At 72.7% G+C, this 26,338-nt stretch carries 26 protein-coding genes and 1 pseudogene; 13 read left to right on the top strand and 14 right to left on the bottom strand.

Annotated elements, in window-relative coordinates; translation table 11 throughout:
* The first annotated feature begins 48 nt into the window (after window positions 1-48).
* Together QNO07_RS05435 and QNO07_RS05430 are read left to right on the top strand one after the other, a co-directional pair.
* Window positions 49-450, top strand: coding sequence for a hypothetical protein (locus QNO07_RS05435; protein WP_283990370.1), 402 nt, complete (start codon window positions 49-51; stop codon window positions 448-450).
* Window positions 451-486: 36 nt separating this feature from the next.
* Window positions 487-765: pseudogene (locus tag QNO07_RS05430) on the top strand (DNA-binding protein); the annotation flags it as partial.
* A gap of 55 nt (window positions 766-820) precedes the next feature.
* Here QNO07_RS05430 and QNO07_RS05425 read toward each other — a convergent pair.
* The 7 genes from QNO07_RS05425 to QNO07_RS05395 form a co-directional block, all read right to left on the bottom strand.
* On the bottom strand, window positions 821-2,773 hold the full coding sequence (locus QNO07_RS05425; RefSeq protein WP_283990369.1) for a hypothetical protein: 1,953 nt from the start codon (window positions 2,771-2,773) through the stop codon (window positions 821-823).
* Window positions 2,774-2,852: 79 nt separating this feature from the next.
* Complete coding sequence (locus QNO07_RS05420; RefSeq protein ID WP_283990368.1) at window positions 2,853-3,944, bottom strand: hypothetical protein; 1,092 nt, start codon at window positions 3,942-3,944, stop codon at window positions 2,853-2,855.
* An 83-nt stretch (window positions 3,945-4,027) separates the two neighbouring features.
* The gene (locus QNO07_RS05415) at window positions 4,028-5,077 is read right to left on the bottom strand and encodes a glycerophosphoryl diester phosphodiesterase membrane domain-containing protein (protein ID WP_283990367.1); all 1,050 of its coding nucleotides are present in this window, start codon (window positions 5,075-5,077) and stop codon (window positions 4,028-4,030) included.
* A gap of 169 nt (window positions 5,078-5,246) precedes the next feature.
* Window positions 5,247-6,095: a hypothetical protein gene (locus QNO07_RS05410; RefSeq protein ID WP_283990366.1), complete on the bottom strand. Its 849-nt coding sequence runs from the start codon at window positions 6,093-6,095 to the stop codon at window positions 5,247-5,249.
* Window positions 6,096-6,199: 104 nt separating this feature from the next.
* A complete protein-coding gene (locus tag QNO07_RS05405; protein ID WP_283990364.1) occupies window positions 6,200-6,724 on the bottom strand; it encodes a DUF421 domain-containing protein in 525 nt (174 codons plus the stop codon).
* Between the two features lie 113 nt (window positions 6,725-6,837).
* Window positions 6,838-7,245: a hypothetical protein gene (locus QNO07_RS05400; protein ID WP_283990362.1), complete on the bottom strand. Its 408-nt coding sequence runs from the start codon at window positions 7,243-7,245 to the stop codon at window positions 6,838-6,840.
* A complete protein-coding gene (locus QNO07_RS05395; RefSeq protein WP_283990361.1) occupies window positions 7,242-7,625 on the bottom strand; it encodes a hypothetical protein in 384 nt (127 codons plus the stop codon). Before QNO07_RS05395 ends, QNO07_RS05400 begins: the two co-directional genes overlap by 4 nt.
* 194 nt (window positions 7,626-7,819) lie before the next feature.
* Between QNO07_RS05395 and QNO07_RS05390 the strand changes: the two genes are divergently transcribed.
* The 3 genes from QNO07_RS05390 to QNO07_RS05380 all read left to right on the top strand — a co-directional run bounded on the left by QNO07_RS05390 (window position 7,820) and on the right by QNO07_RS05380 (window position 10,424).
* Window positions 7,820-8,074 (top strand): GntR family transcriptional regulator, encoded by a 255-nt coding sequence (locus QNO07_RS05390; protein ID WP_283990360.1) that lies wholly within the window; start codon window positions 7,820-7,822, stop codon window positions 8,072-8,074.
* Window positions 8,075-8,135: 61 nt separating this feature from the next.
* Entirely contained in the window at window positions 8,136-9,755 is a 1,620-nt protein-coding gene (locus QNO07_RS05385) for an ABC-F family ATP-binding cassette domain-containing protein (protein ID WP_283990358.1), read from the top strand.
* A 126-nt stretch (window positions 9,756-9,881) separates the two neighbouring features.
* Window positions 9,882-10,424 carry a Uma2 family endonuclease gene (locus QNO07_RS05380; RefSeq protein ID WP_283990355.1) on the top strand — a complete coding sequence of 181 codons (543 nt, stop codon included), beginning with the start codon at window positions 9,882-9,884 and terminating at the stop codon, window positions 10,422-10,424.
* A gap of 77 nt (window positions 10,425-10,501) precedes the next feature.
* Here QNO07_RS05380 and QNO07_RS05375 read toward each other — a convergent pair whose 3' ends face one another.
* Window positions 10,502-11,509, bottom strand: coding sequence for a YdcF family protein (locus QNO07_RS05375; RefSeq protein WP_283990526.1), 1,008 nt, complete (start codon window positions 11,507-11,509; stop codon window positions 10,502-10,504).
* Between the two features lie 306 nt (window positions 11,510-11,815).
* Between QNO07_RS05375 and rplM the strand changes: the two genes are divergently transcribed.
* The 3 genes from rplM to glmM all read left to right on the top strand — a co-directional run bounded on the left by rplM (window position 11,816) and on the right by glmM (window position 14,419).
* Window positions 11,816-12,259 carry a 50S ribosomal protein L13 gene (rplM, locus tag QNO07_RS05370; RefSeq protein ID WP_283990354.1) on the top strand — a complete coding sequence of 148 codons (444 nt, stop codon included), beginning with the start codon at window positions 11,816-11,818 and terminating at the stop codon, window positions 12,257-12,259.
* Window positions 12,260-12,300: 41 nt separating this feature from the next.
* Window positions 12,301-12,804: a 30S ribosomal protein S9 gene (rpsI, locus tag QNO07_RS05365; RefSeq protein WP_283990353.1), complete on the top strand. Its 504-nt coding sequence runs from the start codon at window positions 12,301-12,303 to the stop codon at window positions 12,802-12,804.
* 256 nt (window positions 12,805-13,060) lie between these two features.
* Window positions 13,061-14,419: a phosphoglucosamine mutase gene (gene glmM, locus QNO07_RS05360; protein WP_283990352.1), complete on the top strand. Its 1,359-nt coding sequence runs from the start codon at window positions 13,061-13,063 to the stop codon at window positions 14,417-14,419.
* Between the two features lie 122 nt (window positions 14,420-14,541).
* Here glmM and QNO07_RS05355 read toward each other — a convergent pair whose 3' ends face one another.
* The 3 genes from QNO07_RS05355 to coaA form a co-directional block, all read right to left on the bottom strand.
* Window positions 14,542-15,390: an ABC transporter permease gene (locus tag QNO07_RS05355; RefSeq protein WP_283990351.1), complete on the bottom strand. Its 849-nt coding sequence runs from the start codon at window positions 15,388-15,390 to the stop codon at window positions 14,542-14,544.
* Window positions 15,387-16,358 carry an ABC transporter ATP-binding protein gene (locus QNO07_RS05350; protein ID WP_283990350.1) on the bottom strand — a complete coding sequence of 324 codons (972 nt, stop codon included), beginning with the start codon at window positions 16,356-16,358 and terminating at the stop codon, window positions 15,387-15,389. The genes QNO07_RS05355 and QNO07_RS05350 overlap by 4 nt, the downstream gene beginning before the upstream one ends.
* A gap of 214 nt (window positions 16,359-16,572) precedes the next feature.
* Window positions 16,573-17,493 carry a type I pantothenate kinase gene (gene coaA / locus QNO07_RS05345; protein ID WP_283990525.1) on the bottom strand — a complete coding sequence of 307 codons (921 nt, stop codon included), beginning with the start codon at window positions 17,491-17,493 and terminating at the stop codon, window positions 16,573-16,575.
* Between the two features lie 354 nt (window positions 17,494-17,847).
* Here coaA and QNO07_RS05340 point away from each other — a divergent pair, with 354 nt between their 5' ends.
* The 5 genes from QNO07_RS05340 to QNO07_RS05320 all read left to right on the top strand — a co-directional run bounded on the left by QNO07_RS05340 (window position 17,848) and on the right by QNO07_RS05320 (window position 23,128).
* Entirely contained in the window at window positions 17,848-18,192 is a 345-nt protein-coding gene (locus tag QNO07_RS05340) for a hypothetical protein (RefSeq protein ID WP_283990349.1), read from the top strand.
* A gap of 66 nt (window positions 18,193-18,258) precedes the next feature.
* Entirely contained in the window at window positions 18,259-20,106 is a 1,848-nt protein-coding gene (glmS, locus tag QNO07_RS05335) for a glutamine--fructose-6-phosphate transaminase (isomerizing) (RefSeq protein WP_283990348.1), read from the top strand.
* Window positions 20,107-20,182: 76 nt separating this feature from the next.
* On the top strand, window positions 20,183-20,551 hold the full coding sequence (locus QNO07_RS05330; protein WP_283990347.1) for a holo-ACP synthase: 369 nt from the start codon (window positions 20,183-20,185) through the stop codon (window positions 20,549-20,551).
* A 95-nt stretch (window positions 20,552-20,646) separates the two neighbouring features.
* Window positions 20,647-22,083 carry an NAD(P)H-hydrate dehydratase gene (locus QNO07_RS05325; RefSeq protein WP_283990346.1) on the top strand — a complete coding sequence of 479 codons (1,437 nt, stop codon included), beginning with the start codon at window positions 20,647-20,649 and terminating at the stop codon, window positions 22,081-22,083.
* 157 nt (window positions 22,084-22,240) lie between these two features.
* Window positions 22,241-23,128, top strand: a complete 888-nt coding sequence (locus QNO07_RS05320) for an SDR family oxidoreductase (protein ID WP_283990345.1) — start codon at window positions 22,241-22,243, stop codon at window positions 23,126-23,128.
* A gap of 109 nt (window positions 23,129-23,237) precedes the next feature.
* Here QNO07_RS05320 and QNO07_RS05315 read toward each other — a convergent pair whose 3' ends face one another.
* The 3 genes from QNO07_RS05315 to QNO07_RS05305 form a co-directional block, all read right to left on the bottom strand.
* Entirely contained in the window at window positions 23,238-24,419 is a 1,182-nt protein-coding gene (locus QNO07_RS05315; protein ID WP_283990344.1) for a zinc-dependent alcohol dehydrogenase, read from the bottom strand.
* Between the two features lie 67 nt (window positions 24,420-24,486).
* Window positions 24,487-24,723, bottom strand: a complete 237-nt coding sequence (locus QNO07_RS05310) for a DUF6480 family protein (protein WP_283990343.1) — start codon at window positions 24,721-24,723, stop codon at window positions 24,487-24,489.
* A 157-nt stretch (window positions 24,724-24,880) separates the two neighbouring features.
* Entirely contained in the window at window positions 24,881-26,086 is a 1,206-nt protein-coding gene (locus QNO07_RS05305) for an FUSC family protein (protein ID WP_283990342.1), read from the bottom strand.
* Between the last annotated feature and the right edge of the window lie 252 nt (window positions 26,087-26,338).

Here is a 26,338-nt window from a genome sequence, read left to right as displayed (position 1 = left end):
GCGGGCGGCACGGGACGGCGTTCCGGGTCAGAGAAGGAGAACTCTCTCGTGTCAGAGTTGATTGAGTTCGACGACTTTACTCAGGTGCAAGCACTTCTACGTGCTGGCATGGAGCTGAAGTTCGAGCTATCCAGTGATGCGGACGTCCTGAACGGCAGTCCGATCTATGCGTCGGCGCTGAATCACCTGCGTGAAGGGTTGATCTCGGGAATCCGGTCGAGTGACACGCCGGGAAGGGCCCAGGTCCTGGTCGACTGGTATCAGCTTTCGGGGCATCGGCATCGTTGGGATGTGATCGCACGGAGGGCTGTCCTGCATGCAGAGTGGGGAGAGTTGAACGCCATCGACCTGCGTGAATGGATCGAAACGCTGGCAGCCCCGCTGAGTGTGGACGACAAGATGGCGGAAGTCATCAAGGTGTTGGGTGATGAGATCATTCGTCGCCGCTGAGGCGAGAATGCGGTTACGGCCAGTACCGGGGCGACCGGTGCCAACGCCGTCGTCGAGGTCGGCCGTGCGCGTGTGAACCTGCCGCGTCTCAACTGGGCACTGTCACGGTTGAAGGTGGAGCACGTCACCCAGCAGGCGGCCGAGGCGTCGGCCGCGCTGCTCAAGAGCGCTGGCCTGCACGGTCACAAGTACGCGATCGATTCCATGATCGCTGAAGCAGCCCTTCGTCAGCAGGGCCCGGTGGCCCTGCTGACGTCCGATGTCGACGACATCGCCAAGCTGTGCGGTGACCGGGTGCATCTCGTCCGTCTCTGACGACGCCTCCGGTTCGCGGCCACAGCTCGGCCGGGCGCGTCGAGAGCCGCGAGGCTCAGGCGCCCCGGCCCGGGTGGAGGACGGCGTTGATGAGTTGCTTGGCGAGGTAGAAGGCGCCGAGGGTGGCGAGGACGGCGCGGAACCAGCCGATGTCGGGGGACCACCAGGCGTAGACGGCGAAGCCGGTGAGGACCACCAGGCCGACCGAGCGCAGCAGCCACCAGCCGGTGGTGCGGTAGGTGGTGGCCGATGTCGGGGTGGCGGAGCGGGCGTCGGCGCCGGAGAGGGCTTCGTGGAAGCCCTCGCGCAGGCCGCGGCGGGCGACGAGGCGGGTGCCGGGGGTGGTGGCGAGGACCTCCGGTCGGTCGTCCAGGCCTTCGGGCAGTGCAGGCAGGGCGAGGGCGGTGAGCAGCGCGTCGAGCTGGTGGCGGGGGTCGCCTGACCCGCGCAGCAGTCGGGTGAGGGGGCGCGCATCGGGCAGGTCGTAGGCGAGCGCGAGGGCTTCAGCGGTCGCGGTGGCTTCGGCGTGGTCGGTGATGCCGGCGCGCGGGTCCCACCAGTGGGACGCGGTCAGCTTGCCCTTGTGCACGAGGCTGAAGCCGTGGCGTTCGCCGCTGCGGTGCAGGACGAGCGTCGGCCAGGTCTCGCCGGTGGTGAGGATGCCGGCGGCGTCGGTTACGGTCTGGGCGCCGAACCCGGAGCGCTTGGCGGGCGCGGTGTCGGGGGCGCGCTCGACGTGGCTGTGGGCGGAACCGGCCGGGGCGACGCGCAGGGGCACGCCGGACATCGACGCCCCCTCGGCGACGGTGTCGGGGCGGGCGGCGGCGACGGCCAGGGACCAGACCCGCTGCGACCCGGGGGCTGAAGCCGCCGCCGGGTCGGCGGTCGTGCCGGACGCGGAGGCGGCGGGTGCACCTGTGGCGGGCGCGGCGTCGCGGTCCGCCGCCGGGTTGCCGAGCGGGGGTGCGGGTGGAGCCGGGGGAGTGCCGAAGAGGGGGACGTCGGCGGCTATCTGCAGGCAGACCTCCTCGCGGTGCTCAAGGAAGACCGTTCGTGCTTCGTCACTCAGGTACGCCCAGGGGAACTCGGTGACGTGCGTGCCGGCGGCCCGGAACCGCTCCAGGGCCTCGTGCGGACGGCCCCACAGGCTGAGCACCAGCGCCAGGTGGTTGTGCACGTCGGCGGTGCGGGGGTCGCCGGGCACGCAGCGGGCGGCGAGGGCCTGGGCGCAGGCGATGGCGGCCTCGACGCGTTCCTCGGTGACCGGGCCGTCCGTGTGGTCGTCCTCGGAGACGACCACGTACTCGATGGCGGCGATCAGCGGCAGCAGTCGCAGCTTGGAGTCCTCGGGCGCGGTCTCGGCGGCGCGCTCGGCGAAGGCGAACATCTCCTCGTGCGAGCCGTACCACTTGTCGCACAGGTACTGGAGGGCCGACTGGTGGCAGTCGAAGTCGTCCGGGTCGCGCCTCAGCGCTTCGGCCCAGTAGCTCTCGAAGACCTCGCGGGGTGCCTGGATGCCCCGGCAGTGGGTCAGGGCGAGTTGCAGCGGCACGGGGTCGCCCGGGTTGAGCCGCGCGGCCTCGCTGAGCGTCGGGACGGCGTCGTGCAGGACGGAGAAGAACGCGCGGAAGCGGTCCTCGGCGACGTCTTTCGCCCGGTGGCCGGTGCGGATCGTCCAGGCGTGGTGGATGTACCAGGCGGACTTCACCAGCAGCGCGTCCGGGTCCTGGGGTGAATCGTTCAGCCACGTGTCCAGCCAGCCCGGATGGTGCTCGGTGTGCTTGGCGAGCTGCCACACGTGGGTGCTGCGCAGCGCCCAGTCCTGCTGCTGACGACTGGCCGCCAGCAGGCGGGCGGCGGGGCGGTGGTCACCGGCGGACGCTGCGAGCCGGGCGGCGTGCAGCGCGGGGTCGTCGGGGTCCAGTTCCAGCGCCGCGGCAGGCGGCAGCCCGGCTCTGACGGCGGGCGCGTGCTTGAGCATCCGGGACACGGCGAACGGGGAACGCACGGGATGGAACCTTCGGCAGAGGACGGCGGCCAGGGCAGGCCGGGTGGGTGGGGGCAGGGCGGTCAGTGGCGGGCGCGGGTCAGGCAGGGGAGCCGGGCCGGGTTGGCGGCTGGGGCGACCACGGGCCGGGGCCGGCGGCCGCTGCCAGGGTGGCGGCGTGGTCCTCGGTGCGGATGCGCCGGTCGGTGTAGAGCAGTGCGGCGATGGCGTACGTGAACGGCAGCATCGTGACGGTCGGCGCGACCATCACCAGCGCGACGATCAGCAGGGCCACCACCGTGCCCGTCGAGCCGGCGTCACCGGTCGCGAGGGCGAGGAACGTCAGCGGTACGGCGACGACGAGCAGCGCGCTCTGCGCGACCTGGGCGAGCGCGCCGGACAACACGCTCGCCAGCGCGGTGACACCGAACGTCCGCCACCAGGCGCCCTTCACCAGCCGCCCCGAGCGGCGCAGCGCCGCCATCGGCGGCTTGCCCTCCAGAACGCAGACGGCCGAGCTGAAGGCGAACCGCACGTAGAGGTAGGCGGCGGCGGTGAGAGCGGCGAGCCCGCCGAGCAGCAGCGGCAGCACACCGGCCAGGGATGTCTGGGCGGCGCCGAACACGAAGGTGCTGACGAGCATGCCGTAACCCGCGGCGCCGAGGCACCCTGCGGTGAGGGCCAGCAGGAGCCGGCAGAGCACGAGGGACGGCAGCTTCGCCCGCACCCGGGTGTGCAGCTCACCGGGCGCGGGCCGGGTGCCGACGACCGCGTGGGAGACGGCGACAAGCGTCGCGGCCTCGACTGCGGAGCCCGCGACCAGCACCACGGCCACGCACACCGTGACGAGCAGGATGAGCACCCCGAGGGCGAACGTGCCGCCGGCGCCCCCCGAACCGGTTCTGCCGGCGTCCCAGAGGCTGACGCCGGCGACCGTGTGCGCGAGGAGGACGGCCGAGCTGATCACCAGTGCGGCCAGCCCGGCGACCTTGCCGACGTAGCCGTAGAGCGGCCCGCTGAGTCTGCGGATGGTGTTGAAGGCGCCGCCGAGGAGGTCACCGACGAGCAGTGGGGCAAGCGGGATCACGCCCGGCTTGTTCGGCGGTACGTGCCAGCCCTGGTACGGGCCCTGGTGAGGTCCGTGGTGCGGGCTGTGCGGTTGCTGCGGGCCTGGAGGCGGGAAGCCTGACATGTGTGTTCCCCCGTGGGTACGTGCTTGGTCGGTGGTGCGGATGGTGCGGATGGTGCCGGTAGTACGGCTGGTGCGGGTGGCGCCTAGGACTGGGGCGTCGGCGGCTGAGGCCGGGTCAGGGCGATCAGCTGCAGGTCGAAGCGCTCGGTGCGGATGCGGCGGTCGGTGTAGAGCAGGGTCGCCGCCGCGTAGGCGTAGGGCGTGGTGACCAGGGAGGCGGCCAGCAGGGGCAGCCCGACGGCGATCATGCCGGCCACCAGCAGACCCAGGTCCGACTCGAAGTTCGTCAGGGCCGGGACGATGACGACCATGGCGACCATCATCACCACGAACTGCGCGATCTGGTCGGCGATCATGACGAGCATCCGTACCAGCGCGGTGATGCCGAACGCCTGCCACCAGGACCGGTGCAGCAGCCGCCACGAGCGCCGCAGCGCCACGGTGGGCGACTGGTCCTCCAGGACGCAGGCCGGAGCGGCCAGGTGCAGGCGGACGTAGAGGTAGGCCCCGACGCCGAGGCAGGCGAACAGCACCAGCACGGCCAGGAGTTGGGTGAGGGCGCTGCGGCCGTCCGGGTCGCCGAGGAAGATCGGGCTGGTGAGGACCTGGAACCCGAGGACCACGGGGACGGAGACGGCCGTGCCGGTGATCAGGCCGGTGCCCAGCAGCGCCCAGAACCGGGCGCGCGTCTTCCGCCACACCTCGGGCGCGGTTACGGCACGTCCCAGGACGGCGTAGGAGGTGACGACCACCGACGCGCCCTGGATCAGGGTGGCCGCGACGACGGTCACCACCGTGAGCACGGCCACCAGCATGACCAGGGCACCGACGAGCATGCCGCGTTCGGTGGCGGTGATGCCGGCGGTGGCGTACTCCCAGCCGTTGAGCAGGTCCCAGAGCAGGCCGCCCGTAGTCGAGTGGGCGACCACCACCGCGACACCGACGATCAGCGCGGCGACTCCCGCGACGCCGTAGACCAGGCCGTAGAGCGGGCCGCGGTACTGCTTCAGCGTCTGGAGGCTGCCGCCGAGGATGTCACCCGCGAACAGCGGATGAAGCGGAACGACCCCGGGCTTGAACCACGTGGAGCGGTGTCCGCCGCTGCTTCCGTCCATGCCTGGTTGCTCGGACATGGCCCCCCTGCCCCTGTGTGGTTCCGCGTCGCGACCGGGCCGGGCGGATCGCCGGGCCTTCGGTGCCGTGCCCGGTCCCGACGGCCGAGCTGCGTCGCTGATGGTAGCGGGCGGTGTTCGAGCGGTGCTCGCCGGTAGGGGTCCCGACGGGCGGGCCCGGCCCCGGCGTTCAGTCGGGGGCGCTGGTCGCCGCGGCGGTCGCCTGCTCCTCGCCGCGCTGCCGGATCTGGCCGAACGCGTAGCGGGCGACGTCGAGTCCGGCGGCGCGCGCCTTCGTCTCCTCGGTCGTCACGTTGGTGCCGTCCAGGTAGCCGGAGACGGTGAAGTAGCCGTACCTGCCGACGGAGTTGGCGCTGGTGCGGCAGGCGGCGAAGCGGCAGAACTCAGGGGTGCCGCCGCCGGGCAGCGGCGCGATGTTGGGTTGCGCGTTGTCCTTGGCCTTCTTCGCCGCCGCCTCGGACTCGAAGACGGCGATGCCGACGGTGACCGCGATGCCGTCCCGTACGTAGGTCGCCCGGTGCACCTCCTGGCAGCCGTTCGCGGTCAGGACGGGACCGAGCGCGGCGGTGGCCACACTCGCGCAGTCCTTGGCGGACCTGCTCGCCGTCTTCGTGTAGGCGCTCTCCCCGCTCTCCATCGACTTGCCGGGGAAGAGGGTGGCGACGCTGATCGGCGCGGTGTCCTTCTCCGGGTCGGAGATGAACTCCATCGGGTTGGGCGGCGGCGGGGCCTCGGTGTTGAACGACGGCTTCGGCTGCGCCGGACTGGGCGGCAGTTGCTCCGGTGAGGGCAGGGCGGCGGACGGCCGGTCCGACGGCGTGCCGTTCTTGCTGACCACCGTCACCGCGACCACGGCGGCCACTGCCACCGTCGCCAGCGCGCCGCCGCCGATCAGCAGCAGTCGCCGCTTCCGGGCCTTGGCCGCCTCGGCCTGCTCGGCGAGCGCGTTCCAGTCCGGCGTCTGCGGTCCCCCGGAGGGGCCCTGGCCCCAGGCGGGCCCCCCTTGGCCAAAGCTCATGGCGCGCATCTTAGTGGCCCGGCTCGGGTGCGTCCCTGCGGCGGACGCGGGATACGGACGTACAGGGCCGGGCGGCACGCGCGTTGACGCTCTCTCGGCTCGGGTCAGCGTCCCGGGCTCTGCTCCTTCGCGACGTTGTCCAGGGCGGAGCCCGACCCGTACTGCGAACGAGGGACCACGCTGAAGCTGCCGTCGGTCTCCAGCACCACGGCCCGCACGTCCTCCACCGCGCCCGTTCCCTGGGCGCGGATCGCCTGGCGCACCTCGTCCGGCGTGACCCGCTGGCTCCGCAGCGCCTCGTCCAGCATGCGGCCGTCGCTCAGGAGCAGCGTCGGCTCGGCCTTCACCAGGCGCCGCACGCTGCGGAGGCGCACCGACGCCGTGGCGGTGACGAACTGCAGGGCGACCAGCGCCCCGAGCGCGAGCACCCCTTCGAGGAGAGCGACCTGCCGGTTGAGCAGGATGGTGGCCAGGGTCGATCCCAGCGCGACCGTGACCACCATGTCGAAGGCGTTCATCTTCGCCAGCGTCCGCTTGCCGGACACCCGGACCACGGCGATGAGGATGAGGTAGGCCAGCGCCGCCATGGCGAGTACGCGGACCAGGTCACCTGCGGAGTTGAAGAGCATGGGCCGGCGGGTACCCAGGCTTCGGGGCGTCTCCCGCCCCTGCGGCACCCGTCTCACCCGCCTCGGTGGCACGCGCGGGGGTGCGTGCCACCGTCGGCGGACGGGTCACCTCATCAGCTGTGCTCAGCGGCAGTCGGGTCCCGGCTGGTGTCCGGCCCGAGGCCCGCCCGGCGGGAGTGACAGCCGCAGCCGCAGCTCTCGTAGACGACGCCCGGAGTGGCCGCCTCCCTGGGCAGGTCCTCCGCGCAACCGTGGTGGGTGCCGATGCGGCAGGCGTACGAGGCGTAGCCGGGCGGCGGGTGGAGGTGCCCCGGCACAGGACGTTGCGGCGCCAAGGCGGTGAGGTCCGGGGCGGTGAGGCCTCGGGCGTTCGCGGTGCCGGCCCAGGCGTCGGCGAGGGCGCGGTCGCGGCACACCCATCGGCGGCCACGGCCGTCGCGGCAGTTGCCGACGTGACCGGACGGCCGGACGCAGCACCAGTCCGGCAGCGGCGGGCGCGAGCCGCACCGTGCCTCGCTCACTGGGCGCCACCGACGAGCACGCCGTGGATCCGGGACGGTCCGGCGTCGATGCCGATCGTCGCCAGCCACAGCTCCCGGCGCCGCCGTCGCTGCGCGTGGCCCTCGTCGGTGTGCCCTGAGCCGTCCTCGTCGTGCCACCACTGGGCGGGGGCGAACGGGCGGCCCGGCGGCAGACCCGTGACGAGCGGCCCGGTGTCGCGGGCGTAGGGCGACCGGGGGCGGGGCAGCGGCCTCAACGACGCCCGGGTGGGGCGGGAGACGGGGACGGGGGTGGCGTCACCGGGCAGGTCCGGTGCGGCGGCGACCCTGCGGTGGCGTCCCGGGGGCGGGAACGCCTGTCGTAGCAGGGCAGCAAGAGCCCGAAGGCTAGGGTGAATCACGTCAGCAGCTCCTGAGTCAGCTGTTGGCCACGCCCCCGGACAGTTGGCGCTGTCGCGGGGGTCTTCTGGTTGTTGCAGCGATCACTCTAGCGACTACTGCGTCCCTGTGCACCCCACTGAGTTCCATCGCTGCTCGACGCGTCCGGCCGCGTCCTAGTGATGTAGGACGCCCCAGGGCGCGGCAGGCTGGACGTATGACCGAGTTGCCGCGCTACGAATACGAGAAGCTCGCGGACCTCATCGCTGCGGACATCGCGTCGGGCAAGCTTCCGATCGGTGCCGCACTGCCCGGGGAACGTGCGATGACGCAGATCCACGGTGTGAGCATCGGTACCGCCCGGCGCGCTCTGCGGGAGCTGCGCCGCCGTGGGCTGGTCGCGACCCTGCCGCACAAGGGGACATTCGTGATCAACGCCGAAGCCCAGGCCGACGACGGCGAGAGCCAGTAGGCGCCGCCCCCGCGGAAACCCGGTTGGTAACCGGGCTCCGCCACCGTCACAATCGGGTCCCATGGGACACGTCGAAGCCGCGCATCTGGAGTTCGTACTGCCGGACGGGCGGGTGCTGCTGGACGACGTGTCGTTCCGGGTCGGCGAGGGCGCCTCGGTGGCGCTGGTCGGTGCGAACGGCGCCGGCAAGACGACGCTGCTGCGGCTGATCGCCGGTGAGCTGACCGCCGACGGCGGCTCGGTCACCGTCAGCGGCGGGCTGGGCGTGATGCCGCAGTTCGTCGGGTCGGTGCGGGACGAGCGCAGCGTGCGCGACCTGCTGGTCTCCGTCGCGCCGCAGCGCATCCGGGCCGCCGCCCACGCCGTGGACGCGGCCGAGCTGGCGCTGATGGAGCGCGACGACGAGGCCGCGCAGATGGGGTACGCGCAGGCGTTGTCCGACTGGGCGGAGGCGCAGGGCTACGAGGCCGAGACGCGCTGGGACATGTGCACCATGGCCGCGCTCGGCGTCCCGTACGAGAAGGCCCAGTGGCGGTTGGTGCGCACGCTCTCCGGCGGCGAGCAGAAGCGGCTGGTCCTGGAGTCGCTGCTGCGCGGCTCGGACGAGGTGCTGCTGCTCGACGAGCCGGACAACTACCTCGACGTGCCCGGGAAGCGCTGGCTTGAGGAGCGGCTGCGCGAGACGAAGAAGACCGTGCTGTTCATCTCGCACGACCGGGAGCTGCTGGCCCGCTCGGCCGAGAAGATCATCAGCGTCGAGCCCGGCCCGGCAGGGTCCGACGTGTGGGTGCACGGCGGCGGCTTCGCGACGTACCACGACGCGCGGCGGGAGCGGTTCGCCCGCTTCGAGGAGCTGCGCCGCCGCTGGGACGAGAAGCACGCCCAGCTGAAGCAGCTGGTGAACACCCTCAAGAACAAGGCGGCGTTCAACGACGGGCTGGCGTCCCGCTACCAGGCGGCGCAGACCCGGCTGCGCAAGTTCGAGGAGGCCGGGCCTCCGCAGGAGCCGCCGCGCGAGCAGGAGATCAGCATGCGGCTGCGCGGCGGCCGGACCGGCGTGCGCGCGGTGACGTGTGCGGACCTGGAGCTGACGGGCCTGATGAAGCCGTTCTCGCTGGAGGTCTTCTACGGCCAGCGGGTCGCGGTGCTGGGCTCCAACGGCTCTGGCAAGTCGCACTTCCTGCGGCTGCTCGCCGGGGAGGACGTCGGCCACACGGGGACGTGGAAGCTGGGCGCGCGGGTGGTGCCCGGCCACTTCGCGCAGACCCACGCCCACCCGGAGCTGGCGGGGCGGACCCTGCTGGACATCCTGTGGACCGAGCACGCCAAGGACCGCGGCCAGGCGATGGCGGCGCTGCGCCGCTACGAGCTGGACCGCCAGGCCGAGCAGCCCTTCGACCGGCTGTCCGGCGGCCAGCAGGCCCGCCTGCAGATCCTGCTGCTGGAGCTGGCCGGGACGACGGCGCTGCTGCTGGACGAGCCGACCGACAACCTGGACCTGGAGAGCGCCGAAGCACTCCAGACGGGCCTGGAGGCCTACGAGGGCACGGTGCTCGCCGTCACGCACGACCGCTGGTTCGCCCGCGGCTTCGACCGCTACCTGCTGTTCGGCGCCGACGGCCGCGTCCGCGAGACGCCCGAGCCGGTCTGGGACGAGGGCCGCGTCGTCCGCGCCCGCTGACCGGTCGGCGGGCGGGCGGGCCCCGGCTGCGGCTACGGCTGGGCCGGTGTGTGAGTCGGGTCACGTGAGACCATGGGCTGCGGTGGACGGTAAGGCGACGGCGACCGGTGTGGGAGGAACAGGCGGATGACACTGCTCGACGACCTGCGGCGGAACCCCTCCGGCCCGCTGAGCACCGAGGGGTACGTCGTCGAGGTGGTGGACGGAAGGGTGATCATGACCCTCCAGGGGCCGGACCAGGACGAGACCGTCTTCGAGATCCGCACCCAGATCCGGGACAAGCACGGAAGGTCGTTGCGCACGGCCTCCGACGTGTTCGTGGACTTCCCCGGTGAGACCTCGCTCGCTCCGGACGTTGCCGTACTGGTTCCGGACGCGGTGCGGCACGGCAACCGCTACGTCTGTACGGACGTGCTGGCGGTGGTCGAGTTCGTCTCGATACCGGACGACCCCAACGACTACATCACCAAGGTCGCCAAGTACGGCCGGTTCGGTGTCGCCTCCTACGTGATCGTCGACCCGTTCCGCGCGCTGTGCACCCTGCTCGACGAGCCGCGCCCGTCCGGTTACGGCAGGCGGGAGGAAGTGCCGTTCGGTGAACCGGTGGAGATGCCGCTCGCCGACGGCCGGACGGTCACGCTCGACACCTCCGGCTTCCCCCGGAAGTGAGCCCGCCGGGCCGGGCGGCCACTCGGCGGGCCCACTCGGCCGGCCGCCCGCTGACCCCGCGCGCATGCACCGCCCGCTCAGCCGTCCAGTGTCACCAGCAGGCCCGGGCCCAGCAGAACCGCGCACACCACCAGGTTGACGGCCCGGTGCTCCCAGAAGACGGCGACGAACTCGCGGATGGTGGCGCTCGGCCAGAAGTAGCGGGCCGTGGGGGAGCCGAGGACCTGGCCGTTGACTCCGGCCCGGCGGGCCGTCATGGCCGCCCGGAAGGCGTGGAAGTTGTTGGTGACGACCACACACCGGTAGTCCGGCTTCTCCTCCACCATCAGGGCCCGGCTGAACTGCATGTTCTCCTGCGTGGTCCGCGACCGCCGCTCCAGCCGCAGGTGCTCCTCGGGCACGCCGCGCGCCAGCAACCAGTCCGCCATGGCCCGCGCCTCGGGCACCTTCTCGTCGGGGCCCTGTCCGCCGGAGGTGAGCAGCAGCGGCGGGCGGCTGCCGCGTCCGGTCTGCGCCAGGTAGATCTGCCGGGCGCGGTGCAGCCGGCCGGCCAGCAGCGGCGGCACGCGGTCGCCGCCGAGCAGGCCGGCGCCGAGCACGACGACGTAGTCCACGTCGCCGCGTACCGCGAGGCGCCCGTAGAGGTAGGCGTAACCGAGGAAGCAGGCGAAGAGGAACGACACGTAGGCGCTCAGCAGCACGGTTGTCGTCATCAGGCCGTCGAGTGCGGCGGAGCCGCCGCTGCGCGCGGCCAGCAGCAGGGCGATCACGGCGAAGACGGCCAGGCCGGTGAGCAGGGACAGTAGGTTGCCGAGGCTGCGCCCCTCCTTCCTGACCATGGTCAGGCCGTTGGCGACGAGGAACACGCCCAGGGCCAGCAGGCCCAGCGCCGGGACCAGGACGACCAGCATGATCACGATGTCGGCCGTCACCGGCGGGAGCTGCGGGATCTGCAGCAGCAGGCCCAGCAGCAGACAGGTGAGGCTGAGGCCCAGCAGGACGGCGTTGCGGAACCGCCGGCGGTCCGCGCGTACGCTGACCAGGAAGAACACCATGAACAGTGCGGACACTGCGAAGGCTGCCATCTCGATCATGTCGGTCATCGTGGGACGGGTCTCCTGAGGGAGTGCGGGCCGGGTGGTCGTGTCGTGCGGGCTGGGCCGAACGGGGATCGGGCGGCGGTTTTGACCCGTACGGGTGGGGAGCGGTATTCTGCCGGTTCGTTATGTGTATTGGCTTGCTCATTCTCACGTGAGGGGCCCTTACACCGGCCTACCGGTCGATGACCAGCGATCTGCACTCGGTTGCGTCCCGATGTGCGGTCACGGCTGTTGTGATCTGCCTGGTGGCCTTGTCAGGACCCACTCACTGAAGAAGCGAAGGCTACGACCGTGCGTACGTACAGCCCCAAGCCCGGCGACGTCCAGCGCCAGTGGCACGTCATCGACGCCCAGGATGTCGTCCTGGGCCGGCTGGCCTCTCAGGCCGCCACCCTCCTGCGGGGCAAGCACAAGCCCGTATACGCCCCGCACGTCGACATGGGTGACTTCGTCATCATCGTCAACGCCGACAAGGTGCACCTCTCCGGCAACAAGGCGACCCAGAAGCTCGCCTACCGCCACTCGGGCTACCCGGGCGGTCTGCGCTCGGTGCGCTACGACGAGCTGCTGGCGAAGAACCCCGAGAAGGCCGTCGAGAAGGCCATCAAGGGCATGATCCCCAAGAACACCCTGGGCCGTCAGATGCTCTCGAAGCTGAAGATCTACGCAGGTTCCGAGCACCCGCACGGTGCCCAGCAGCCGGTCCCGTTCGAGATCACCCAGGTCGCGCAGTAAGTCCGGCCACCGTACAGACTGAAGAGAAGCAGAGGATTACCGTGGCCGAGACCACTGCCGAGACCCCCGTCGTCGACGAGGTCGAGGAGTACACCACCGAGACCCCCGAGACCGACGAGTTCACCACCGAGTCGCTTTCCTCCCGGTTCGGCGACCCGCAGCCCGCAGGCGGCACCGGCCGACGCAAGAACGCCATCGCGCGCGTTCGCATCGTGCCGGGCAGCGGCCAGTGGCGGATCAACGGTCGCACCCTTGAGGGCTACTTCCCCAACAAGGTGCACCAGCAGGAAGTCAACGAGCCCTTCAAGGTGCTCGAGATCGACGGCCGCTACGACGTCATCGCCCGCATCAGCGGCGGCGGCATCTCCGGCCAGGCCGGTGCGCTGCGCCTGGGCGTGGCCCGTGCGCTGAACGAGGCGGACGTGGACAACAACCGCGCCCCGCTGAAGAAGGCCGGATTCCTGACCCGTGACGCGCGTGCCGTGGAGCGGAAGAAGGCCGGTCTGAAGAAGGCCCGTAAGGGCACCCAGTACAGCAAGCGCTGATTCGCGCTTCGCTGCCCTGTCGCAGCGCGAACGCCCCGGCGGCACTTCCCGTGCCGCCGGGGCGTTCCCGTTCCGCCACCGCGCACGACGGACCGCGCACGACGGACCCGGCCCTCGGCCCCGTCGGCGGGGCCAGCCGCCGCACCGGCGTGCCGACGGCCCCGCGACTGCACACCGCCGCACGCGGGGCGTATACCTGGAAGAGCCGTCCGGATCAGCCCCGGCGGTCACGGTTTGCACATCTCGGAGGAATCACGTGGGACGACTCTTCGGAACGGACGGGGTGCGGGGCGTCGCCAACGCCGACCTCACCGCCGAGCTGGCGCTCGGGCTCTCGGTCGCGGCGGCGCATGTGCTCGCCGAGGCGGGCACCTTCGAGGGCCACCGCCCGGTGGCGGTGGTGGGCCGCGATCCGCGTGCGTCGGGGGAGTTCCTGGAGGCCGCCGTGGTCGCCGGGCTGGCCAGCGCGGGCGTCGACGTGCTGCGGGTGGGTGTGCTGCCGACCCCGGCGGTCGCCTACCTCACCGGGTCGCTCGGTGCGGACGTGGGCGTGATGCTGTCCGCCAGCCACAACCCGATGCCCGACAACGGCATCAAGTTCTTCGCCCGCGGCGGCCACAAGCTGGCCGACGCGCTGGAGGACCGCATCGAGGCCCTGTACCTGGGGCACAGCTCCGGTGACGGCTGGGACCGTCCCACCGGTTCCGGCGTGGGCCGCGTCACCGACTACGCCGAGGGCTTCGACAACTACGTGGCCCACCTGACCGGGGTGCTGCCGAACCGGCTCGACGGCCTGAAGGTCGTCATCGACGGCGCGCACGGCGCCGCCGCCCGCGTGTCGCCGGAGGCGTTCGCCCGCGCCGGCGCGGAGATCGTCACCATCGGTGCCGAGCCGAACGGCCTCAACATCAACCACCAGTGCGGCTCCACCCACCTGGACGGCCTGCGTGCCGCGGTGCTGGAGCACGGCGCGGACCTGGGCGTCGCCCACGACGGCGACGCCGACCGCTGCCTCGCGGTGGACGGCGACGGCGCCGAGGTGGACGGCGACCAGATCCTCGCGGTGCTGGCGCTCGCGATGAAGGAGTCCGGGGCGCTGCGGAAGAACACCGTGGTCGCCACGGTCATGTCGAACCTGGGCTTCAAACTCGCCATGGAGCGCGAGGGCATCGAGCTGCTGCAGACCGCCGTCGGCGACCGCTACGTGCTGGAGGAGCTGAAGCGCGGCGGCTACTCGCTCGGCGGCGAGCAGTCCGGGCACGTCATCGCCCTGGACCACGCCACGACCGGCGACGGCACGCTGACCGGCCTGATGCTGGCGGCCAGGGTCGCCGCGACCCGCAAGCCGCTTGCCGAGCTGGTCGCCGTGATGGAGCGGCTGCCGCAGGTGCTGATCAACGTGCCGGACGTGGACCGCTCCCGGGTGAAGACCTCCGCCGAGCTGGCCGCCGCCGTCGGCGACGCCGAGCGTGAGCTGGGCGAGACCGGCCGGGTGCTGCTGCGCCCGTCCGGCACCGAGCCGCTGGTGCGGGTCATGGTCGAGGCCGCCGACATCGAGCAGGCCCGCGCGGTCGCCGGCCGCCTCGCCGACGTCGTCAAGACCACCCTGGGCTGAGCCCGCCCGCAGCCCGTCCCCTCGTGGGCGCGGACGTGGCGCGCCGGGAGCTGAGCGTGTGTCAGGGGGTCGCCTGCCGGAAACCCGGCGGGCGACCCCCTGACGTTGGCGCCGCTGGCCCGCTAACCGACCCGCTGCATCGCCTTGCGGCGTCGTTCCGCCACCGCGGCCCCGGACTCGCGGCGGGCCATCCGGCGCAGGACGGAGGGTGCCAGGAGCAGCCCGGCGACCGTCCAGGCGCCCAGCACACCCGCGGTCTCCAGGAGCCGCCAGGACTCGCCGATCTCGGCGGTGACCGCCTCGGCCGGCAGCAACGCGGACCGGAGCCCGAGGCCGAGCCAGTACACGGGGAAGACCTGCCCCACGGTCTGCAGCCACTCGGGCAGGTTCGACAGGGGGAAGTAGATCCCGGAGATCGCGACGAGCCCCATCACCGGAAGCATCAGCAGGCCGACGGTGCGCGGGCTGTCGACGAGTGAGCCGATGACGGCCCCCATGGGCAGGGTCGCCAGGAGCCCCAGCGGCACCACCCACACGAGCGTCAGCAGTGCACTGCCGCCCTGGCGGGCGACCCCGTCCACCAGGAGCACGCCGACGGCGAAGAGCAGCGCCATGGAGGCGAGGGCCGTACCCGACACCATGATGATCTTGCCGACCAGATGGCCGACCATGCCGTGGGGCACGGCCTTGGCCCGCAGCAGGGTTCCGTCCTCGCGCTCGGTCGCGAGCAGTTGCGCCGTGGTCATCAGCCCGGTGAACGCGAGTGTCATCCCCACCAGGCTCGGCAGCATGAACGCGCCGACCGACACGCCGCTGTCCAGCACGTCGTCCCTGAGCAGGAACAGCGGCACGATGAGCAGGACCGTCCAGATCGCGTAACCGAACAGGTCCTGGCCGGTGGTGAAGGTCTGCCGGAGTTCCGTCCAGCCGCGCCGAACTCCCACACCCGCCGCATACCACACCGGACTCATCGCGGTACCTCCTTGAAAGTGTGTGCCGCCTGCTCGCCGGAGTCGCTCTCCGCCTCCAGCGCCCGCACCATCGTCAGGTAGGTGTCCTCCAGGCTCGCCCGGCGCACCTCCAGATCGTCGATCGCCTCGCCGTGCTCCTCGAACAGCCGCCGCACGAACCGGGTGGGTTCGGCGGTCGCCTCCTCGAAGGGCCGTCCGTCCCGCGTCCAGCGCACGGTGGCCTCGGATGACGCCAGCCGGGACAACTCCCCGGCCGTTCCGTCGGCCACGATCCGGCCGCCCGCCAGGATGAGGATTCGGTCGGCGAGCTTCTCCGCCTCGGCGAGGTCGTGCGTGGTCAGCAGCACGGTGGTGTTCTCGTCGGCGAGCCCGCGCACCAGCCCGTGGAACTCCTTCCGGGCCTCCGGGTCCAGGCCCGCCGTCGGCTCGTCCAGGAACAGCAACTCGGGCCTGCCCACGATGCCGACGGCGACGTCGAAACGCCTGCGCTGCCCGCCGGACAGGCTCCCGACCCGCTTGTCCGCCTGCTCGGTCAGCCCCACCGAGTGGAGCAGCTCGTCGACGTCCCACGGCCGCCGGACGAGGGCGGTGGAGTACGGCGCGTAGTACGAACCCAGATGGGCCAGCAGCTCCCGCACCCGCCACTTGCCGTGGTCGCGCCAGGACTGCAGCACGATGCCCAGGCGCGCACGCCACTCCTCGCCGCCGCGGGCCGGGTCGGTGCCGAGCACCGTCACGTCACCGGCCGAGCGCATCCGGAAGCCTTCCAGGATCTCGATCGTGGTCGTCTTGCCCGCGCCGTTCGGGCCGAGCAGCACGAGGACCTCGCCTCGCCGTGCCGTGAACTCGACACCTTTCAGCACATCATGGCTGCGGTAGCGCATCCGCAGATCCCGTACGTGGATGACCGTGTCGCTCTCCGGAGGTGGGCTGCCGCCCGCCTCGGAGAGGGCATGAGTGGTCGTCATCGGTGTTCCCCCGTCCGTCGCGTGGTCCGTGCTGCGGGGAGATGGGCCAAGGGCCCTGCCGACGCCCGTGGTCGCGGGACGTCTTCACGGCCGCGGCGCCGTCCGTCAGCACCGTTGGGGCCCTCCCCGGGCGAACACGTTACCGAACGGCTCGGACGTTCGTGCCGTCCCGTCCGGGCGGGGGCGCCGCACGGCCCGGTGGCCGTGCGGGCGTTCAGAGCTTGCGGAGGGACAGGCGCTGCACGGTGTGGTCGGGGCCCTTGCGCAGCACGAGGCCGGCCCGGCTCCTGGTCGGGGCGATGTTCTGCTCCAGGTTCGCCCGGTTGATGTTCCGCCAGGTGGTGCGGGCGTACTCCATGGCCTCCTCCTCGGAGACCTGGGTGTACTTGCGGAAGTAGGAGAACGGGTTCTGGAAGGCCGTCTCCCGCAGCTTGCGGAAGCGGTCCAGGTACCAGCGCTCGATGTCCTCGGTGCGGGCGTCCACGTAGACGGAGAAGTCGAAGTAGTCGGCGACGCCCACCCGGGTCCGCCCGTCCTTGCCGGGCAGGGCCGGCTGGAGCACGTTCAGGCCCTCCACGATGAGGATGTCCGGCTGCCGCACGGTGAGCCGCTCGCCCGGCACGATGTCGTAGATCAGGTGCGAGTAGACGGGCGCGCTGACGTTGCCCTTGCCCGCCTTGACGTCCGCCACGAACCGGGTCAGCGCCCGGCGGTCGTAGGACTCGGGGAAGCCCTTGCGGGACATCAGCCCGCGCCGGTGCAGCTCGGCGTTGGGGAAGAGGAACCCGTCGGTGGTGACGAGCTCCACCCGCGGGTGCTCCGGCCAGCGCGCCAGCAGCGCCTGCAACAGCCGGGCCGTCGTGGACTTGCCCACGGCGACGCTGCCCGCGACACCTATGACGAACGGCGTGCCGGTCTGCGCGCCGGTGCCGAGGAAGGTGTTGACCGCGCCGCGCAGGCCGTGGGTCGCGCCGACGTAGAGGTTCAGCAGCCTGGACAGCGGCAGGTAGATGTCCCGCACCTCGTCCAGGTCGACGACGTCCCCCAGTCCGCGCAGGCGTTCCACCTCGTCCGCGGTCAGCGGCAGCGGCGTGCGCTCGCGCAGCGCGCTCCACTCGGCGCGGCTGAGGTCCACGTACGGCGTGGGCGTGGCGTCGCCGCGCCGCCGCGCTGCGGTCGGCGGCTTCGGCGAGGAGGGGGTCGCTGCGGGGATGCGGGGCACGGTCCCATTGTCCGCGTGCCGGGCCGGCCGGGCGTGCCCGGGGCACCCGAGCGGCGCACGGCGTGCCGGGCGGGTGTGCGCTGCACGCCCGGCGTACCGGACGGGCGTGCGCCGCGCGCGACGGGAGCGGGGACGGTCCCGTGCCCCCTCGGCGCGGCTCCGAACGCCTCCGGCCGAATATGACAAAACCCTGTACCTACCCGGCGGTCGGCGTTACGTTCCCTGCACCGACGACGCCGTCCTGCCGGGCCGGCATGAGGGGGCCTTATGCCTTCCCACCTCGACGATCTCATCGAGCACCTGCCCGACGAGGACATCGCCGACGATCCGGACGACACGCTCGACCTGTACCGGATGGGCAGCAAGCCCCGCTGTGAGGAAGCCGAATACCTGGCCCTGCTGCACGAGGCCGCCGCCGGGGTGGTGCCGCCGGTCCCGTCTCCCCGCGGGGCCGGCGCACGCCGCCGCTCACACCTGCCGCACCCCAGCGCCCGCACGGGCCTGCGGCTGCTGCGGCGCCTGGCCGCCGACCGGGTGCTGGGCCACACCCGCCATCACACCCGTCCCCGCACCCGTCCCCTCGCCCCCGGCCGTGCGGCGGCCACGCGCTGACCGCGCGAACCGCCGAACCGCCCTGCGGCGGCCGACCCGCCGCCCCGGGCGTCGTAGGCTGCCCGCATGTGCGGCATCGTCGGATACGTGGGAGGGCAGTCCGCCCTCGAAGTGGTCATCGCCGGGCTGCGGCGGCTGGAGTACCGGGGCTACGACTCGGCGGGAGTGGCGGTGCTCGCCGACGGCGGGTTGGCCGCCGCGCGGAAGGCGGGCAAGCTCGCCAACCTGAGCAAGCTGCTCGTCGAGCAGCCGCTGCCGAGCGGCGGCACCGGCATCGGGCACACCCGCTGGGCCACGCACGGCGGACCGACCGACGCCAACGCGCACCCGCACCTGGACAACGCGGGCCGGGTCGCGGTCGTCCACAACGGCATCATCGAGAACTTCGCCGCGCTGCGTGCCGAACTGGAGGAGCGCGGGCACCGGTTGGAGTCGCAGACCGACACGGAGGTCGTGGCGCACCTGCTGGCCGAGTCCTTCTCCTCCTGCGGTGACCTGGCCGAGTCGATGCGGCAGGTGTGCCGGCGGCTGGAGGGCGCGTTCACCCTGGTCGCGGTGCACGCCGACGAGCCGGACACGGTGGTCGGCGCGCGGCGCAACTCGCCGCTGGTGGTGGGTGTCGGCGACGGCGAGTGGTTCCTCGCCTCCGACGTCGCGGCGTTCATCGAGCACACCCGGGAGGCCGTCGAGCTGGGCCAGGACCAGGTGGTCGAGCTGAGCCGGGGCGGCGTCACCGTCACCGGCTTCGACGGCGCGCCCGCCGAGGTCCGCGAGTACCACGTCGACTGGGACGTGTCGGCCGCCGAGAAGGGCGGCTACGACTACTTCATGCTCAAGGAGATCGCCGAGCAGCCCAAGGCGGTCGCGGACACGCTGCTGGGCCGGATCGACGACGCGGGGGTGCTGCGACTGGACGAGCTGCGCTTCCCCGCTTCGGTGCTGCGCGAGGTGGACAAGGTGGTGATAGTCGCCTGCGGCACGGCCTACCACGCCGGGATGATCGCCAAGTACGCCATCGAGCACTGGACGCGCATCCCCTGCGAGACCGAGCTGGCCAGCGAGTTCCGCTACCGCGACCCGATCCTCGACGCCCGCACGCTGGTCGTCGCCATCTCCCAGTCCGGCGAGACCATGGACACCCTGATGGCGGTCCGGCACGCCCGTGAGCAGGGCGCCCGGGTGCTGGCCGTGTGCAACACCAACGGGTCGACGATCCCGCGTGAGTCCGACGCCGTGCTCTACACCAGGGCCGGGCCCGAGGTCGCCGTCGCCTCGACGAAGGCGTTCCTGACGCAGCTGGTGGCCTGCTACCTGGTGGCGCTCTACCTGGGTCAGGTGCGCGGCACCAAGTGGGGCGACGAGATCGACTCCGTGATCAGGGAGCTGGCCCGGATCGGGGACGACGTGGAGGCCGTGCTCGCCACGATGGAGCCGGTCAGGGAGCTGGCCAGGTCGCTGGCGGACAACAACACCGTGCTCTTCCTGGGCCGGCACGTCGGCTTCCCCGTCGCCCTGGAAGGCGCGCTGAAGCTGAAGGAACTGGCCTACATGCACGCCGAGGGCTTCGCCGCCGGGGAGCTGAAGCACGGGCCGATCGCCCTCATCGAGCCGGGCCTGCCGGTGGTCGTCGTGGTGCCCTCCCCGCGCGGACGCTCGGTGCTGCACGACAAGATCGTCTCCAACATCCAGGAGATCCGGGCGCGCGGCGCGTTGACCATCGTGATCGCCGAGGAGGGCGACGAGAGCGTGGTGCCCTACGCCGACCACCTGGTCCGCGTGCCCGCGACGCCGACGCTGCTCCAGCCGCTGGTGGCGACGGTGCCGCTCCAGGTGTTCGCCTGCGAGCTGGCCACGGCCCGCGGCAACGAGGTGGACCAGCCCCGCAACCTGGCCAAGTCGGTGACGGTGGAGTGAGCGGCACCCGGCACACCGCTGGAGGCCACCGGGCCGCCCGCGTCCGCTCCGGCCGGACCGGGGCGGGGGAGCGGCGGTGATCATCGGCGTGGGCATCGACGTGGCGGAGATCGACCGGTTCGCGCAGTCCATGGAGCGCACCCCCGGGCTGGCCGCCCGGCTGTTCCTCGACGGCGAGCTGTACCTGCCCAGCGGGGAGCGCCGCGGCGTCGCCTCGCTCGCCGCCCGGTTCGCCGCCAAGGAGGCACTGGCGAAGGCGCTCGGTGCGCCCGGCGGGCTGCACTGGACGGACGCGGAGGTGCGCACGGCCGACTCCGGCCGGCCGTCGCTGGTGGTGCACGGCACGGTCGCGGCCCGCGCCGAGGAACTGGGCGTGCGCGAGTGGCACGTCTCGCTGTCCCACGACGCCGGGGTGGCGTCCGCCGTGGTCATCGCCGAAGGCTGACCGCGCCGGGCGGCCCGACGGGCGGCCCGCAGCTCGCTACCCGCAGCCCGCACGTCGGGCCGCGGCCCGGCCCGGTGGTTGCGACACTGGCCGGTATGAGGACTGCATACCGGGTGGAGGCGGTTCGGGCCGCCGAACGGGAGTTGATGGCGACGCTGCCCGAGGGCGCGCTGATGCAGCGCGCCGCGGCGGGGCTGGCCGTGGCGGCGGCGGGACTGCTGGGACGGGTGTACGGCAGCCGGGTCGCGCTGCTGGTCGGCAGCGGCGACAACGGCGGTGACGCCCTGTACGCCGGGGCGCGGCTGGCCCGGCGCGGCGCCGGCGTGGTCGCCGTCCCCGTGGACCCCGCGCGGGTCCACCAGGGCGGGCTGGCCGCGCTGCGCACCGCCGGGGGCCGCACGGCGACCGGGCCGGACGCACACGAGGTACTGGGCCGGGCCGACCTCGTCGTGGACGGCATCACCGGCATCGGAGGCCGGGGCGGGTTGCGGGAGGCCGCCGTCGCACTGCTGGAGCGGGTGCGCGGCCCGGTGCTGGCGGTGGACCTGCCCAGCGGCGTGGACGCGGACACCGGCGAGGTGGCGGGTGAGGCCGTCCGGGCGGCGGCCACCGTCACCTTCGGCGCCTACAAGCCGGGCCTGCTGATCGACCCGGGCCGGTCGCGTGCCGGTGCGCTGCGGCTGGTGGACATCGGCCTGGGACCGCTGCTGCCCGCCGTGCCGGACGCCGCAGCGCTCCAGCACGCCGACCTGGCCCGCCTGCTGCCCAAGCCCGACGGTGAGAGCGACAAGTACCGGCGCGGTGTGGTCGGCGTCGCCGCCGGCTCCGCGACGTACCCCGGTGCGGCCGTGCTGGCCGTGTCGGGGGCGCTGCGCGGAGGCGCGGGCGCGGTCCGGTACGCCGGGCACGCGTCCGAGGAGGTGCTGGCCCGGCACCCGGAGGTGCTGGTGTCGAAGGGGTCGCCCCGGTCGGCCGGCCGGGTGCAGGCGTGGGTGGTGGGGTCCGGGCTGGCCTCCGGTGACGAGGCGGAACGCGCCGTCCGCGAGGTCCTGGAGGACCGGGTGCCGGTCCTGGTCGATGCGGACGGCCTGCGGCTGCTCGACCCGGACGAGGTCCGGCGGCGGCCCTGCCCGACGGTGCTCACCCCGCACGCCGGGGAGGCGGCGGCGCTGCTCGGCACGTCCCGGGAGTCGGTCGAGGCGGCACGGCTGGACTCCGCGCGGCGGCTCGCGGAACGTTTCGGCGCCGCCGTGCTGCTGAAGGGCGCGACCACGGTGGTGGTGGGCCCGGACGGCGGCACCGCCCGGGTCAACCCGACGGGCAGCCCGTGGCTGGCCACCGCGGGCAGCGGCGACGTGCTGTCCGGGCTCGTCGGGTCGCTGCTGGCGGCCGGCCTGGACGCCGTGGACGCCGCGTCGGCGGGCGCCTACCTGCACGGCCTGGCCGGCCGGCTGGCCGCCGCGCCGCCCACCGCGGCGGACGTCGCCGAGGCCCTGCCCGCCGCCTGGCACCAGGTCGCCCCGAACGACTGAGCGCCAGGCCGCACCGGACGGGTGGGCGGACGCCGGGCCAAGTGACGTGGCGCACGGAGGCTTTCGCGCCGCTCGCCGTCGGCGGGCGGGCTCGTTTCGCGGGGCACGGCACGGGTACCCAGACGTCTCGGCATAGCAGGACAAGCCTGGAGGAACAGTGCCCACGACCGAGGACCAGCAGAACCCCGCCGAGCAGCATGCGCAGCCCCCGTTCCCGCAGCAGGAGGACGAGCACCCCGGGTACACCGAGAACATGGATCCGCAACCGGACCACGGTGAGGACACCTACCGGGGAAGCGGCCGACTGGAGGACCGAAAGGCCCTGATCACCGGCGGCGACTCGGGCATCGGCCGCGCGGTCGCGCTCGCCTTCGCGCGGGAGGGCGCCGACGTGGTGCTGGCGTACCTGCCGGAGGAGGAGGAAGAGGCCCGCCGGACGGTGTCCCTGGTCGAGGACGCCGGCCGCCGCGCGGTGCCGCTGCCGTGCGACATCCAGCGGGAGGACGAGTGCCGCCGCCTCGTCGACCGGGCCGTGCACGAGTTCGGCCGGATCGACGTGCTCGTCAACAACGCGGCCTACCAGATGGCCCAGCCCAAGGGGCTGGAGGACATCACCACCGAGCAGTTCGACCGGGTGATGCGCACCAACCTGTACGGCATGTTCTGGCTGACGAAGATGGCCCTGCCGCACATCCCGGAGGGCGGCAGCGTTCTCAACACCACGTCCGTGCAGGGCTACAAGCCGTCCACGCACCTGCTCGACTACGCGATGACGAAGGCCGCCATCATCTCGTTCACGCAGGGACTGGCCGGCAACCTCGCCGAGCGCGGCATCCGGGTCAACGCCGTGGCCCCCGGCCCGGTGTGGACGCCGCTGATCCCGGCGACGATGCCCGACACCTCCGAGTTCGGCAAGCAGAGCCCGCTCGGCCGGGCCGCGCAGCCCGCCGAGATGGCACCCGCGTACGTCTTCCTGGCCTCGCAGGAGGCCAGTTACATCACCGCGGAGATCGTCAACGCCACCGGCGGCACGCCGCTGCCCTGAAGGGGCCCTGGAGGGTGCCCGTCACCCGCAGGACCTGACGGCCCGGCACCGGGTCCGACTCGGTTCCGGGCCGTCACATCCCGCGCGGATACGCGGCGCAGGCGGGGCGTCAGGGCTGGAAGACGACCTTGACCATGCCGTCCTTCTTCTCCTGGAACAGCTTGTAGGCGTCCGGCGCCTCGGTCAGCGGCACGTGGTGGGTGGCGAAGTCCTCCACGCCCAGCGGGTCCTGGTCGGTCAGCAGCGGCAGGATGTCGGGGATCCACCGCCTGACGTTGGCCTGGCCCATGCGCAGCTGGATCTGCTTGTCGAACAGGACCAGCATCGGCAGCGGGTCGGCCATGCCGCCGTACACGCCGCTCAGCGAGACGGTGCCGCCGCGGCGGACCATGTCGATGGCCATGTTCAGTGCCGCCAGCCGGTCCACGCCCGCCTTGGACGCCACCTTCTCCGCGATGCGGCCCGGCAGCATCGCGGAGGCGTCCTGGAGCAGCTTGCCGGCCTTGCTGCCGTGCGCCTCCATGCCGACCGCGTCGATCACGGCGTCCGCGCCGCGGCCCTCGGTGCGTTCGCGGACCGCTTCGGCAGGGTCGTCCAGCTCGTTGAGGTCCAGCACGTCCACGCCGCGGGCGCGGGCGCGCTCCAGGCGCTCGGGCACGAGGTCCACGCCGATCACCTGCCGCACGCCCTGCTGGAGCGCGATCCGGCACGCCATGTCGCCGATCGGGCCGAGGCCGAGCACCACAAGCGTGCTGTCCTTCGGCGCGTCGGCGTAGGCCACGGCCTGCCAGGCCGTCGGCAGCACGTCCGACAGGTACAGGTACCGGTCGTCGGACGGGCCGTGCGGGACCTTGACCGGCCCGTACTGGGCCTGCGGCACCCGCAGGTACTCGGCCTGCGCGCCCGGTACCGAGCCGTAGAGCTTGGTGTAGCCGAACAGCGCGGCCCCCGAGCCCTGGTCTCGCACCTGGGTGGTCTCGCACTGGGTCTGCAGCCCCTGGAGGCACATGAAGCACGAACCGCAGGAGATCTGGAACGGCACCACCACCCGGTCACCGGGCGCCAGGTCCGTGACCTCGGCGCCCACCTCCTCGACGACGCCCATCGGCTCGTGGCCGAGGATGTCGCCGGGGGTCATGAACGGCCCGAGCACCTCGTAGAGGTGCAGGTCGGAACCGCACAGGCCGCTCGACGTCACCTTGATCACCGCGTCGGTCGGCTTCAGGATCTTCGGGTCGGGCACGTTCTGGACGCGGACGTCCCGCTTGCCGTGCCACACGTTCGCCTTCATGTCGCCTCGCCTCCTTGCCGGGGTCCCAGGGCCGGCCGGGTACCCGCCGGGCCGCCGTTCAAGTAGGTCAAGCCCTGGTCCACAGGAAGACGGCGTAGACGAGGAAGAACGCCGCCATCAGGCCCGTCACGACCGCGATGGCGGCCAGCGGTCCCTTGGCCCAGCCCTTCGTCGGGTTCTGGGTGTCCCTGGGGCCGGCGCCCGACGTGCTGTCCTCGCCCGGTGGCGTCTCACCGGGCGGCACCGTGCCGCCCGGCTTCAGGCCGGGAGTACGGCGGGGGTCCGGGTCGGTGTTGTTGTCCATGCCCCACGAGTGCCTGGAATGCCAGGTTTCACACCCTCCGCACGGGCGAAACGCCCCACCGCGTCCCCGGGCACGCCGGACTTCGGACCCTCCGCGTCCGCGGACACCCCGGCCCCCGGTGCGCGGGACACTCGTGGCACGCGTGGCCCCCGCGGCGTCAGGCTCCGAGCTGCCGGGAGAGGCGGCGGGCCTCCGCGAGTAGCGGACCGAGTACTTCCGCTTCGGTGGAGTCCGCCACGGGCCGCTCGGCGAGCTGCTGCCGGAGCCGGTCGTACGCCCCGTCCAGCTGCTCCAGGGCGTGCTCCAGCTCCTGCTGCGCGTTCTGGCCTGTGCGGGCCGCGGACTCGCCGTACGCGGTCACGGCAGCCGAGACGACCCGCAGGAACCTCTCGAACGCGTCGGAGTGGGCGGCCACCGGGTGGACGCCGTCGGGCCGGCTGTCGGCGACCTCCAGCAGGGTCCGGCTCATCTCCCGTATGTGGTCGCTGAGGTGCCACAGCGTGTTCACGGTGTCGTGGTACGACGCGGAGTGGTACGACGCGGAGTGGTACGACGCGTCACGGTACGACGAGTCGGGGGTGGGTTCCTGCAGGCTGCGGCGGTGCTGGATGTTCATGCGCACGCTCTCCTCGCTCCAGCGGGTCGCCGAGCGCACGTCCTCCACCAGCGTCGGCAACCGGCTCGCCCGGTCGAACCAGCGCCGTGCGCCCTCCGCGGTCAGGCCGTCGCGGACCCCGTCGGCCATGGCGTCCAGGATCTTCCCGGCCTCCCGGGTCGCGAAGAGCAGCGTCTCGCGGGTGCTGCGCAGGTAGGCGGGCGGGAACAGCAGCGCGTTGACCGTGATGCCCACGGCCGCGCCGATCAGCGCCGCCGCCACCCGTTCCGCGCTGACCTCCAGGGTCAGCCCGCCGCCCGCCACGGCGAAGATGGCGGACGTCGCGACGTAGATGCCCTGTCCGCCGAACCGGGGCCAGTTGCCGATGAGCAGCGTCACCGGCAGCACCAGCGCGAGCGCGGTCATCGTGTGCCCCACGAGCAGGGCCGTCCCGGTGGCCAGCGCCGTGCCCAGCACGATGGCGAGGGCCTGCCGGACGCCCTGCGACACCGACTGGTACACCGTGGCCTGCACCAGGACCACCGCGACCCAGGGCGCCATCAGCGACAGCGGGTCCGGCAGCCACCAGGTGGCCAGCGCCCACGCGATCAGCGCCGCCAGCGCGCTCTTCAGCGACTGGACGACCAGGACCCGTTCACGACCGGACTGCCGCACGGCCTTCGCCAAGGCCACCGCGACGTACGCCGCCTCACTCCGGACGGCCGTGGCGGCACGCCCGGCCGCACCTCGCACTGCTGGGAAGGACATCACTCACCTGACGGACACGGGGGCCCCGGCGCGGGGCCCCGGACGGGGATCGGAGGGCTGCCGCCGGGCTGCTCGTGCCGGCGGCAGCCCTCCCGGTACCCGTTTGGCGCCGACTATCCCCCCGTCCGTCCCCGCCCGCCCGCCGACGCGGCGGCAGGCGGGCGGGTCCCGGTCCGGTGTTTGAGGGGACGGGGGTCGCGGATACCCGTACTCCCGCCGACCCGCCCGGCGGGTGAGACGACACGAAGGAGA

This window comes from Streptomyces sp. 549, assembly GCF_030124175.1.
Classification (GTDB): domain Bacteria; phylum Actinomycetota; class Actinomycetes; order Streptomycetales; family Streptomycetaceae; genus Streptomyces.
The sequence above is the reverse complement of the archived record's forward strand: the minus strand, read 5'-3'. Positions and strand labels throughout refer to the sequence as shown.